Raw genomic sequence first — 14180 nt, 5'->3', positions numbered from 1 at the left:
CAATACCCGTAGCAGCGGCCGCCAGGCCGCGTCACGCGCCAATACGGTCGTTTGTGCATCCGCAACCGTTAACGATTCCCCTTCCCATTTCGTCTTGAATCACAAAGAACCCGGAATTCCTTGTGATGAACCCAGACCAATCCCTCGCCCTTGCCAAGCGTTTCATTGCCCTGCCCCTGGAAAAGCGCCGCCTGTTCCTGAGCAGCCTGCGCAATGACGGTGTCGACTTCGCCCTGTTCCCCATCCCCGCGCACAGCCATGCCGGTGACGAGCGCGAGCTGTCGTACGCCCAGCGGCGCATGTGGCTGCTGTGGAAACTGGAGCCTGCGAGTTCCGCCTACAATGTGGCCACTGCGGTGCGCCTGCGTGGCAACGTCGACCGCCAGGCGCTGGGCGTGGCCCTGCAGGCGCTGGTCGCGCGCCACGAAACCTTGCGCAGCCGCTTCGTCGAGGACGGCGCGTCGATTCGCCTGCAGGTGCTGCCGGCCGAGCAGGCCAGGGTCGAGCTGGTCGTGGAGACGGTCAGCGAAGACCAGTTGCAGGCCCGCTGCCGCGCCGCCAGCCGTGAACCCTTCGACCTGGCCAGCGGCCCGCTGCTGCGCGCGCAGCTGTTCGTGCTGGGCGAAGATGACTATCTGCTGAGCCTCACCCTGCACCACATCATCACCGACGGCTGGTCGATGAACCTGCTGCTGGACGAGCTGGTGAAAGGCTACCTGGCCGGCCCGGCCCACGCCCCGCAGGCGCTGCCGATCCAGTACAGCGACTACGCCCTGTGGCAGCGCTCGTGGCTGGAGGCGGGCGAGGCCGAGCGCCAGCTCGACTACTGGAAAACCACCCTGGCCGACGAGCAGCCGGCCCTTGAACTACCCATCGACCGCCCGCGCGGCCGCGACTGGCAAGGGCAGGGCGAGCGCCATCACTTCAGCCTTGATGCCGGGCTGGTCAAGGGCCTGCGCGCCTTGGCCACGCAGGCGCGGGCGACCTTGCCGATGGTGCTGCTGGCGGCGTTCAATGCCGTGCTCTACCGCTACAGTGGCCAGGACGACATCCGCGTGGGCATGCCGGTGGCCAACCGCAACCGCCGCGAAACCGAGTCGCTGCTGGGCTTCTTCGTCAACACCCTGGTGCTGCGCACCCGCCTGGACAGCCGCCAGGGCTTCCGGCACCTGCTGAACCAGGTGCGCGACACCCTGATCAACGCGCAAAGCCATCAGGACGTGCCCTTCGAACAACTGGTGGAGCGCCTGGCGCCCACCCGCAGCCTGAGCCGCAACCCGCTGTTCCAGGTGTTGTTCAACCACCAGCGGCAGACCGTCGACGCCCAGCGCCAGTTGGGTGGGTTGCGCATTGAGCCGTTCAGCAACCCCGAGTGCTCGGTGAATTTCGAGCTGGTGCTGGACGTCATCGAAACCCCGGCCGGCGCGGTGAACGCGCTGCTGACCTACCCGCAGGCGCTGTTCGACGCCAGCACCATCGCCCGCATCGCCGCTGCGTTCACCGGCCTGCTGCACGCCGTGGTGGAGGCCCCGGACACGGCGCTGGGCGCCTTGCTGCAAGGCGACGGCGGTAGCACCGCCCTGGCCCATGACGCGCCGCTGCCAGCGGCCAGCGCCTGGGTGCACGACAGCATCGCCGCCATGGCCCGCCGCCAGCCCGACGCCCCGGCCGTCAGCGGGGCAGGGCGCAGCCTGACGTTCGCCGAACTGGACCGCGCCGCCAACCGCCTGGCCCACCACCTGATCGCCCAGGGCGTGGGCGCGGAGACGCTGGTGGGCGTGGCCATGCCGCGCTCGCCCGAGCTGATCGTCGCGCTGCTGGCGGTGATGAAGGCCGGTGCGGCTTATTTGCCGCTGGACGCCAGCTACCCACGCCAGCGCCTGGAATACCTGATGGCTGACTCGGGCATGGCCCTGCTGTTGAGCCACGCCAGCCTGCTCGATGCGCTGCCGGTGCCTGCCGGCGTGCCGGCGTTGGCCCTGGAGCAGCTGGACCTCGCCACGCTGCCCGAGACTGCCCCCGCCGTGGCCCTGCACGCCGGCAGCCTGGCGTACCTGATCTACACCTCCGGGTCTACCGGCCAGCCCAAGGGCGTGGCCGTGGCCCATGGTCCGCTGGCCATGCACTGTGCCGGCATTGGCCGGCGCTATGAAATGACCCCGGCCGACCGCGAATTCCACTTCATGTCGTTCGCCTTCGACGGTGCCCACGAACGCTGGTTGACCCCGCTCAGCCACGGCTCCAGCCTGTTCCTGCGTGACGACGCGCTGTGGAGCGTGGAGCAGACCTGGCGCGCCCTGCACGACGAGCGCATCAGCGTGGTGGCGTTCCCGCCGGCCTACCTGCAACAGCTGGCCGAGCATGGCGCGGTGCACGGCAACCCGCCGCCGGTGCGTATCTACTGCTTCGGCGGCGACGCCGTGGCCGAGGCCAGCCTGGCCCACGTGCGCCAGCACCTGGCGCCGCAGTACGTGATCAACGGCTACGGGCCGACCGAAACCGTGGTCACCCCGCTGTTGTGGAAAGCCCCGGCCGAGCTGCCGTGCGGCGCGCCCTACGCGCCCATCGGCCATGGCGTGGGCGCGCGTACTCTGCACGTGCTGGACGCGGACCTTAACCCAGTGCCCCAGGGCGTGTCGGGTGAACTGTACCTGGGCGGCGAAGGCGTGGCCCGTGGTTACCACCAGCGCCCGGGCCTGACCGCCGAGCGCTTCGTCGCCGACCCGTTCAGCCAGGGCGGGCGCCTGTACCGCACCGGTGACCGCGTGCGCGTGCGCGCCGATGGCACCGTCGATTACCTGGGGCGCATCGACCAGCAGGTGAAGGTGCGCGGCTTCCGCATCGAGCTGGGCGAAATCGAAACCCGCCTGCGCGAAGTGCCGGGTGTCGGCACCGCCGTGGTGGTGGCCCGCGACACGCCGGCCGGCAAGCAACTGATCGGCTACCTGGAAGGCCAAGACAGCACCGAGTTGCAGGCTGCCATCGACGCTCACCTGCAACGCCATCTGCCCGACTACATGATTCCCGCGCGGCTGGTGCTGCTGGAGCGCTTGCCGCTGAACGCCAACGGCAAGATCGACCGCCACGCGCTGCCCGAACCGCAGTGGACCAGCATCGCCTACCGCGCCCCAGAAACCGAGGATGAAGCACTGCTGGCCGAGATCTGGGCCAGCCTGCTGGGCGTGGAACAGGTGGGCCTGGACGATGACTTCTTCGCCCTCGGCGGCCACTCGCTGCTGGCGGTGCAGGCGGTGTCGCGCATCAAGCAGGTGCTGGAGCTGGACGTGCCGGTGCGCCTGCTGTTCGACGCGCCGCGCCTGCAGGACTGCGCCGCGCGCCTGCGCGACAGTGGCGGGGCCCAAGCGCCGGCGCTGCTGGCCGGGCCACGCCCCGAGCGCCTGCCGCTGGCCAGCAACCAGGCGCGCTTGTGGTTTATCTGGCAGCTGGAACCCGAAAGCACCGCGTACCACATCAACAGCGGCCTGCGCCTGCTGGGCGCCCTCGACCAGCCGGCGCTGGAGCAGGCGTTCAACCGCGTGCTGGCCCGCCACGAAAGCCTGCGCACGCGCCTGGTGGACGACGGCCAGGGCCCGCAGCAACTGATCGACGCGCCGTGGACGTTCGAGCTGCCGGCCCGCCGCGTGCTACCGGCGGATGCCCGCGCCGAGGCCGGGCACCTGGTGCGCCAGCCGTTCGATTTGCAGCAAGGCCCGCTGCTGCGCGCAGAACTGCTGCAACTGGAGGAACAGGAGCACTGGCTGCTGCTGAGCATGCACCACATCGTCTCCGACGGTTGGTCGATGCAGGTGCTGATCGACGAGCTGACCCAGGCCTACGCGGCGCTGACGGCCGAGCGCGAGCCGCAGTGGCCGGCGTTGCCGATGCAATACGCCGACTACGCCCTGTGGCAGCACCAATGGCTGGCAGCGGGCGAGGGCCAGCGCCAGCTGGACTACTGGCGCACGCAGCTGGGCAACGAGCACCCGGTGCTGGAGTTGCCCGGCGACCACCCGCGCCCCGCGCGCGCCAGCCATCGGGGCGCGGTGTGGTCGTTCGAACTGGACGTGGCGCGCGCCGAACGCCTGCGCGAACAGGCGCGGCAACAGGGCGCCACGCCGTTCATGTGGTTGCTGGCCGCCTTCAAGACGCTGCTGTACCGCTACAGCGGCCAGGCCGACCTGCGTATCGGCGTGCCCCAGGCCAACCGCCAGCGCCTGGAGACCGAAGGCCTGATCGGCTTCTTCGTCAACACCCAGGTGCTGCGTAGCCAGCTCGACGGCCGCGCGCCGTTCACCCAGCTGTTGGCCCAGGTGCGCGACGTGACCCTGCAGGCCCAGGCCCACCCGGACCTGCCGTTCGACCAGCTGGTGGAGGCCCTGCAACCGCCGCGCAGCCTCAGCCACAATCCGCTGTTCCAGGTGATGTTCAGCCACCTGCCGGCCACCCGCGGGCTGGAGCGTATTGCCCAGTCGGGGCTGCAGATTGCACCGCTGCCCAGCCATGAGGAGACCCTGCAGTTCGACCTGCAGCTGTACACCCGCGACACCGCGGAGGGCGGCCTGCGTGGCGCGCTCAGCTATGCCCTGGACCTGTTCGAGGCCAGCAGCATCGAACGCCTGGGCGGCCATTGGCTGCAGCTGATCGACGCGCTGCTGGCCGACCCGGCGCAGCCGCTGGACAGCGTGCCGCTGCTGACCAATGCCGAGCGCGAGCAGATCGTCCATGGCTTCAACGCCACCGCCCGCAACTACAGCGCCACCGCGCTGCTGCCCGAGCTGCTGGTGCAGCAACGCCACGCCAGCGCCGACGCCATCGCCCTGGTGCACGGCGACCAGCGCCTGAGCTACGCCGAGCTGCACGCCCGCGCCAACCGCCTGGCCCACCGCCTGCAAGCCCAGGGCATCGGCCGTGACGACCTGGTGGGTATCGCCGCCCTGCGCTCAGTGGAACTGGTGGTGGGCCTGCTGGGCATCATCAAAGCCGGTGCCGCCTACCTGCCCATGGACCCCGAATACCCGCCCGAGCGCCTGGCCTACATGCTCGAAGACAGCGGCGTGAAACTGCTGCTGACCCAGCGCGCGTTGCTCGACAGCCTGCCGACGGTGGGCGCCGCCGAGCGCTGGTGCCTGGACGACGGCAGTGACGCCGCCTGGCCCGCCCATGAGCCGCGGCTGGACACCCAGCCCGGCCAGTTGGCGTATTGCATCTACACCTCCGGTTCCACCGGCAAGCCCAAGGCCGCCGGCAACAGCCACGAGGCGCTGCACAACCGCCTGGTGTGGATGCAGCAGGCCTACCAGTTGACTGCCGCCGACCGCGTGCTGCAGAAGACCCCGTTCAGCTTCGACGTGTCGGTGTGGGAGTTCTTCTGGCCGCTGATGACCGGCGCCACGCTGGTGATGGCCGACCCCGGTGCCCACCGCGACCCGGCGGCGCTGCAAGCGGTGATCGAGCGCGAGCAGGTCACCACCCTGCATTTCGTGCCGTCCATGCTGCAGTTGTTCATTGCCGCCGGTGCCCTGCGCGGCGGCTGCCCGAGCCTGACGCGGATCATCTGCAGCGGCGAGGCGCTGTCCCACGACCTGCAAAGCCAGTGCTTGGCCGAGCACCCGGCGGCGTTGTACAACCTTTACGGGCCCACCGAGGCGGCCATCGACGTCACCCACTGGACCTGCCGCCTGGAGCCCGGCCAGTTCGCCGTGCCCATCGGCGAGCCCATCGCCAACACCGCCATTCATATTCTCGACGCCGAGCTGCAACCGGTGCCGGTGGGCGTCACCGGCGAGCTGTACATCGGCGGCATCAACCTGGCGCGCGGCTACCTGGGCCGCCCGGCGCTGACCGCCGAGCGCTTCGTGCCCAACCCCTTCGGCGCCGGCCGCCTGTACCGCAGCGGCGACCTGGCGCGCTACCGCGACAGCGGCGTGATCGAGTACGCCGGGCGCATCGACCACCAGATCAAGGTGCGTGGCCTGCGCATCGAGCTGGGCGAAATCGAGGCTTGCCTGCTGGAACAGCCCGGCGTGCGCGAAGCCGTGGTCATCGACCGCGCCTCGCCCCAGGGCGTGCAACTGATCGGCTACCTGGTGGGCGAGGCGCTGGCCCTGGACGCCATTCGCGACGTGCTGCGCGCGCGGCTGCCGGACTACATGGTGCCGGCGCAGTTGATCGCGCTGGCGCAGATGCCGCTGTCGCCCAACGGCAAGCTGGAACGCCGCCTGTTGCCGGAACCGCAATGGCAGAGCCGCGCTTATGAAGCGCCGCAAGGGGCCACTGAGGTGCTGGTGGCCCAGGTGTGGGCCGAGGTGCTGGGCGTGGCCGAGGTGGGCCGTGGCGACGACTTCTTCGCCCTGGGCGGCCACTCGCTGCTGGCGATTCGCATGGTCTCGCGCCTGCGCCAGGCGCTGAACCTGGAACTGGCGGTGCGGCAGGTCTTCGACACCCCGCAGCTGGCGGATTTCGCCCGCGCCCTGGGCGGCATCGCCAGCCCGTCGATTCGCCTGCAACGCCGCGAGCGCCCGGCCTTGCTACCGCTGTCCCACGCCCAGGGCCGCCTGTGGTTCCTGTGGCAGATGGAGCCGCGCAGCAGCGCCTACAATATGCCCATGGCCCTGCGCCTGCGCGGCACACTGCACATCGAGCGCCTGCGCGAGGCCTTCGGGCAACTGGTGGGCCGCCACGAAACCCTGCGCACCACCTTCGCCACGGTCGATGGCCAGGCGGTGCAACGCATTCACCCCAGCATCGCCCTGGACATGCCGCAGATCGACCTCGGCGCCTTGCCCGCCGAGCAACGCCAGGCCCGCGCCCGCGAGCTGGCGCTGCACGAGGCCCGCGAGCCGTTCGACCTGCACAACGGCCCGCTGATTCGCGTGCAGCTGTTGCGCCTGGACGCACAGGAACATCACCTGCTGCTGACCCTGCACCACAGCATCAGCGACGGCTGGTCGCTGACCGTGCTGGTGGACGAGCTGGCCAGCCTGTACCGCCAGGTGGCCCTGGCACCGCTGCCGTTGCAGTACGCCGACTACGCCCTGTGGCAGCGCGACTGGCTGGCCGGCCCTGAAGGCGAGCGCCAGGTGGCCTACTGGCAGCAGCAACTGCAGGGCGCGCCGGCGGTGCTGGAGTTGCCCGGCGACTACCCGCGCCCGGCCGAGCAAAGCTACCGCGGCGCCAACCTGCGCTGGCGCCTGCCGCGCGAGACCGGCCTGGCCCTGCGCGCGCTGAGCCAGGCGCAGCAGGCCACGCCGTTCATGACTGCCTTGGCGGTGTTCAACGTGCTGCTGTACCGCTACAGCGGCCAGGACGACCTGTGCCTGGGCGTGCCCATCGCCAACCGCCAACGCGGCGAGACCGAAGGCCTGATCGGCTTCTTCGTCAACACCCAGGTGCTGCGCACGCGGCTCGACGCCGAGCAGCCGTTCGCTGCGCTGCTGCAACAGGTCAAGGCCACTGCGTTGCAGGCCCAGGCCCATCAGGATTTGCCGTTCGAGCAACTGGTGGAGATCGTCCAGCCGGCCCGTTCGCTGAGCCACAACCCGCTGTTCCAGGTGCTGTTCAGCCACGAGCGCCACGCCCGCGAGCGCCACGTGGAGCTGGACGGCCTGAGCCTGGAGGCCATGGGTGGGGGCAGCGCCACGGCGCAGTTCGACCTGTCGCTGTTCATGGACGAGAACGCCGACGACTCGCTGACCTTCAATTTCAACTACGCCACCGACCTGTTCAGCGCCGCCACCGTGCAGCGCCTGAGTGCGCATTTCACCCGCCTGCTGACGGCCGTGTTGCAGGCGCCCGAGCTGCCGGTGGGGCAACTGCCGCTGTTGGACGCCGCTGAACAGCAGGCGCGCCTGGCGTCGGTCAACCACAGCGCGCGCCAGTACCCCGCGCTGCACTTCGAACACTGCGTGGCCGAGCAGGCCCGGCGCACGCCGCAGGCCGTGGCGGTCAGCGATGGCCGCCAGGCGCTGAGCTTCGCCGAGCTGGACGCCCGCGCCAACGCCCTGGCCGTGCGCCTGCAAGCGGCTGGCGTCGGCCCTGACGTGGCGGTGGCGGTGTGCCTGGAACGCACCAACGCCTTGCTGGTGGCGCTGCTGGCGGTGTTCAAGGCCGGTGGCGCCTACGTGCCGCTGGACCCCGAATTCCCTGCCGAGCGCCTGGCGCACATGGTGGCGGACAGCGGCAGCCCGCTGCTGCTGACCCAGACCTCGTTGCTGCCGTTGGCGGTGCAGCTGGGCCATGGCGGCGCGACCTGGAGCCTGGATACGCTGACGCTGGAGCCGGTCGAGCAAGCGCCGCAGCACGCGGCGCTGCTGTCGAACCTGGCGTACGTGATCTACACCTCCGGCTCCACCGGCAAGCCCAAGGGCGTCGAAGTCAGCCGCGGCGGCCTGGTCAACTTCCTCCACAGCATGGCCGAAGCGCCGGGCCTGGCGGCCGGGCAGAAGATGCTGGCGCTGACCTCGCTGTCATTCGATATCGCCGCGCTGGAGCTTTACCTGCCGCTGCTCACCGGGGCCAGCGTGGTGCTGGTGGACCGCGACACCGCCCGCGACCCGCAACGCCTGATCGAGGTGATCGACGCCGAGCAGGTGGACGCGGTGCAGGCGACGCCGTCGACCTGGCGGCTGCTCAGCGAGCAGCCGGCGTTCGCGCGCCTGCACGGCCGCACCCTGTTGTGCGGCGGCGAGGCGCTGCCGGCCGACCTGGCCGCGCGCCTGCTGGCGCTGCAAGGCCCGCTGTGGAACGTCTACGGCCCCACCGAAACTACCATCTGGTCGGCGCGCAACCTGCTCAGCGCCGGGCAGCCGCGCCCCGACCTGGGGCTGCCGCTGGCCAACACCACGCTCTACGTGCTCGACGCCGCCCTGGTGCCGGTGCCCGTAGGTGTGATCGGCGAGCTGTACATTGGCGGCGCGGGGCTGGCCCGGGGTTACCACGGCCGGCCTGAGCTGACCGCCGAACGTTTCGTGCCGGACCCGTTCGGCGCGCCGGGCCAGCGCCTGTACCGCACCGGCGACCTGGTGCGCTGGCGCGAGGGCGATGCCCTGGAATACGTCGGCCGCGCCGACCAGCAGGTCAAACTGCGCGGCTTCCGTATCGAACTGGGCGAGATCGAAGCGCTGCTGCTGGCCCAGCCTGGCGTGCGCGAGGCCGCCGTGGTGGTGCGCGCCACGCCGCACGGCCAGCAACTGGTGGGCTACGCCGTGGCCGCCGACGCCGAGCCGCAAGCGCTGCGCGAGGCCCTGCGCGAACGCCTGCCCGAGTACATGGTGCCGGCGCAGATCGTGCTGCTGGAGCGCATGCCGCTGACCCCCAACCGCAAGCTCGACCGCCGCGCGCTGCCCGAGCCGGTGTGGCAGGCCCGCGCCTACCGCGCCCCGGCCAGCGCCACCGAGCAACAGCTGGCGGCCATCTGGGGCGAGCTACTGGGCCTTGCGCAGGTGAGCCTGGACGACAACTTCTTCGATTTGGGCGGCGACTCCATCATCTCCATCCAGGTGGTCAGCCGCGCCCGCGACGCCGGCTTGCAGCTGACGCCCAAGGACCTGTTCCAGCACCAGCGCCTGGAGCAGCTGGCGGCCCAGGCCAGCCCGCTGCAAGCAATGGCGGGGGTGACCGAGCAGGTACGCCACGTGCCCGGCACGCCGCTGTTGGCCGAACACTTCCCGTTCACCGGCCTTAACCAGGCGCAACTGGATGCCCTGGACCTGGACCCGGCACGGGTGGAAGCCATCCTGCCGCTGTCGCCGATGCAGCAGGGCATGCTGTTCCACAGCGTCGAGGTGCAAGAGGCCGGGCTGTACGTCAACCAACTGAACATTGGCATCCAGGGCCTGGATGCCGCGCGCTTCCGCCAGGCCTGGGCCGAGGTCAGCCAGGCCCACGACAGCCTGCGCAGCCTGTTCCTGTGGCAGGGCCTGGCCCAGCCGTTGCAGGTGGTGGTCACCGACGCGCCACTGCCGGTGCGCGAGATCGACCTGCGTGGCCAGGCCGTGACCCCGGCGCTGATCGAGCAGCACGTGCTGGCCGAGCGCGCCCAGCGCTTCGACTGGCAGCAGCCACCGTTGCAGCGCCTGTTGCTGCTGCGCCTGGACGAATCTCACTACCGCTTGATCTGGACCTACCACCACATCGTGCTGGACGGCTGGAGCGTGTCGCTGCTGATCGGCCAGGTGCTGCGCCGCTACCTGGGCGGCGACAAGCCTGCGGTCAGCGGCCGTTACGGCGACTACATCGCCTGGCTCCAGGCCCAGGATGAAAGCGCTGCGCAAGCCTTCTGGCAGGCGCAGTTGCAGGTGCTGGAGCAGCCGACGCTGTTGGCCCAGGCTGTGGTCGACGTACCGCAAGGGCGGGGCCACACCGCGCTGTACTCGCGCCTGGACAAGGCGCGCACCGAGCGCCTGCGCCAATTCGCCCGCCAGCAGCGGGTGACCCTCAACACCCTGATCCAGGGCGCGTGGCTGCTGCTGTTGCAGCGCTACACTGGCCAGCGCACCGTGGCCTTCGGCGCCACCGTGTCGGGCCGCCCGGCCAGCCTGCCGGGGGCGGAAAACCTGCTGGGGCTGTTCATCAACACCTTGCCCATCGCCCAGACCCTGGCCCCGGAGCAGGCCCTGGGCGACTGGCTGCGCGCGCTGCAGGACTACAACCTGCGCGCCCGCGACTTCGAATACACGCCGCTGGGGCAGATTCAGCGCTGGTCCGGCCAGGCCGGGCAGGCGCTGTTCGACAGCATTATTGTGTTCGAGAACCAGCCGGTGGACCGCCTGCTGCGTGACTGGGACAACAGCGAGCTGCGCTTCGACGTGGGCCAGGGCTTCGGCGTGACCGACTTCGCCATGGACCTGATGGTGACCCTGGGCGAAGGCCTGGAAATCGAGTACATGTACCGCCGCGAGCAGTTCGCCGAGTCGGCTGTGCTGCGCCTGCGCGAGCACCTGGAAGGCCTGCTGGAAACCCTGCTGGAAGACGCCACGCGGCCGCTGGGCAGCATCGGCCTGCTGACCGCCAGCGAACGCTCGGCGCTGGAGGCGGCCAACCGCTTCCAGCCGGCGGCCACGGCGTTCGTGCACGAGCGCATCGACGCCTGGGCCGCGCGCCAGCCCGAGCGCCCGGCGCTGGTGTGCGCAGGCCATGAACTGAGCTACCAACAGCTGGCGTCGCGCAGCCAGGTGCTGGCGCAGCACCTGCAGCAGGCCGGCATCGGCGCCGAAGCGGTGGTGGGCATCGCCCTGCCGCGCTCGGTGGAGCTACCGGTGGCGTTGCTGGCGGTGCTCAAGAGCGGCGCTGCCTACCTGCCGCTGGACATCGACTACCCGCCGGAGCGCCTGGCCTACCTGATGCGCGATTCGGGCATGCGCGTGCTGCTCACCGATCGCGCCACCCAGGGCCGCCTGCCGCTGCCTGAAGGGCTGGAATGCTGGGCACTCGAGGACCTGCCGGTGGACGGCGCCGGCCTGCCGCCGCTGCAGCCGAAGCTGCACGCCGACAGCCTCGCGTACCTGATCTACACCTCTGGCTCCACCGGCCTGCCCAAAGGCGTGGCGGTGGCCCACGGGCCGCTGGCCATGCACTGCCAGGCGATCGGCGAGCGCTACCAGATGACGCCCGAAGACCGTGAGCTGCACTTCATGTCGTTCGCCTTCGACGGCGCCCACGAGCGCTGGCTCACGCCGCTCAGCCATGGCGGCTGCGTGGTGCTGCGTGACAACCAGCCGTGGAGCATCGAGCAGACCTGGCAGGCCTTGCATGAGCAGCGCATCAGCGTGGTGGCGTTCCCGCCGGCCTACCTGCAGCAATTGGCCGAGCAGGGCGCGCGCGACGGCAACCCGCCGCCAGTGCGCATCTACTGCTTCGGCGGCGACGCGGTGCCCGAGGCCAGCCTGGCGCAGGTGCGCCGTTACCTGCGGCCGCAGCACGTGATCAACGGCTACGGCCCCACCGAAACCGTGGTCACCCCGCTGCTGTGGAAAGCAGCGCCCGAGACGCCGTGCGGCGCGGCCATCGCGCCCATCGGCGAGCGGGTCGGCGCGCGGACCACCTGGGTGCTGGACCCGGACCTGAACCCGGTGCCGGCCGGCACCAGCGGCGAGCTGTACATCGGTGGCCAGGGCCTGGCCCGTGGTTACCACCAGCGCCCGGGCTTGAGCGCCGAGCGCTTCGTTGCCGACCCGTTCAGCCAGGAGGGCGGGCGCCTGTACCGCACCGGCGACCTGGTGCGCGCCCGCGCCGACGGTACCTACGATTACCTGGGGCGTATCGACCAGCAGGTGAAAATTCGTGGCTTCCGCATCGAGCTGGGCGAGATTGAGGCGCGCCTGCGCGCCGAGCCGCAGGTGCAAGCAGCAGTTGTCGTGGCCATGGAAACCGCCGGCGGCAAGAAACTGGTGGGCTACGTGGCTGCCGCGCGCATCGACGGCCTGGCCGAGCGGCTGCTGGCCAGCCTGCACAGCCAGCTGCCCGAGTACATGGTGCCGGCGCAGATCCTGGTGCTCAGCCAGCTGCCGCTGAACGCCAACGGCAAGGTCGACCGCAAGGCGCTGCCCGAGCCGCAGTGGCAGGGCGGCGACTACGTGGCACCGCGCAACGCGCTGGAAGCCCAGTTGGCGGCCATCTGGGCGCAAGTGCTGGGGGTCGAGCAGGTGGGTGTGTTCGACAACTTCTTCGAGCTGGGCGGCGACTCCATCCTCAGCCTGCAACTGGTGTCCAAGGTGCGCAACAGCGAGGGCCTGGGCATAGAGATCAAGCTGCGCGACCTGATGCGCTACCAGACCATCGACGCCTTGCTGGCGCGCAGCGCCGACGATAGCGATACCTCGCCGATGGCGCTGGACAGCCAGCCCCAGGGCGCTGGCGAGCGCTTTGGCCTGTTGCCGATTCAGTCGTGGTTCTTCGAACAGCGCATGGCCGAGCCGCACCACTTCAACCAGGCGCTGATGCTGAGCATGGTCGCGCCGCTGGACGTCGCCGCGCTGGAGCAGGCGTTGCAGGCGCTGGTGCAGCACCACGATGCCCTGCGCCTTCGCTTCGAACAGGCTGGCGATGGCCAGTGGCAACAGCGTTATGCCGAGCATGACGCCAGCCAGGCGCTGCTGTGGGATGAACGGCTGGCGTCTGCGGAGGCTATCGAAGCCTTGGCCAACCGTGCCCAGCGCAGCCTGGACCTGCACGCCGGGCCGTTGCTGCGCGCGGTGCAAATGCACCTGCCCGACGGCACGGCGCGGCTGCTGCTGGTGATTCACCACATGGTGGTGGATGGCGTGTCCTGGCGCATCCTGCTGGACGATGTGCAGGCGCTGTACCAGGCGCAGGTCAGCGGCGTGCCAGCAAACCTGCCGGCGCGCACCAGCAGCTACCGCCTGTGGGTGGAGCGCTTGCAGGCCATGGCCGCCGACGAGCAGGGGCTGCCGTTCTGGCTGCAACTGCTGGACGACGCCCCTCGCGAACTGCCACGCGACAACCCCCGCGGCCGCAACCTGGTGGGCGTGCGCGGCAACGCGCAGATGAACCTTGACCGTGAGCGCACCCAGGCGCTGCTCAAGCGTGTGCCGGGGGCGTTGCAGGCGCAGATCAACGACCTGTTGCTGACCGCCCTGGCCCGCGTGCTGTGCCGCTGGACCGGCGACAGTTCGGCGCTGATTCAGCTCGAAGGCCACGGCCGCGAGGACCTGTTCGCCGACCTCGACCTGAGCCGCACCCAGGGCTGGTTCACCACCATGTACCCGGTGCACCTGAAACCCGGCACCGGCAGTGATTTCGCCGAGGCGGTGGGCCGCGTGCGCCGGCAGTTGCAGCGCATTCCCGACAAGGGCATCGGCTACGGCCTGCTGCGCCACGCCGGCAGCGCACAGGCGCGCCAGCAGTTGCAGGCCATGGCGCAGCCGCGCATCACCTTCAACTACCTGGGGCAGTTCGACCAGACCTTCGAGGGCGGCCTGTTCACCCCGGCGCGCGAGTCCATGGGCGATGTCTACAGCCCGGTGGCGCAGTTGGCCAACTGGTTGGAAATCATCGGCCAGGTCTACGACGGCAGCCTCAGCCTGCGCTGCGTGTACAGCCGCAAGTGCTACCGGCCAGAGACCGTGCAGGGCCTGATGGACGCCCTGCGCGCAGAGCTTGAGCAACTGGTGGACAGCACCTTGGCGGTGGCCGCGCTATGAACCTTCTTTCGCATGGAAAAC

General features: G+C 70.1%; 1 protein-coding gene. It reads left to right on the top strand.

What is annotated here, in order from left to right; all coding sequences use genetic code 11:
* Positions 1-125 precede the first annotated feature (125 nt).
* Positions 126-14159 carry a non-ribosomal peptide synthase/polyketide synthase gene (locus AC0Z2B_RS03465; protein WP_476295138.1) on the top strand — a complete coding sequence of 4678 codons (14034 nt, stop codon included), beginning with the start codon at positions 126-128 and terminating at the stop codon, positions 14157-14159.
* Positions 14160-14180: the final 21 nt, after the last annotated feature.

It is taken from the genome of Pseudomonas sp. GYB4201 (assembly GCF_056312595.1).
The sequence above is the reverse complement of the archived record's forward strand: the minus strand, read 5'-3'. Positions and strand labels throughout refer to the sequence as shown.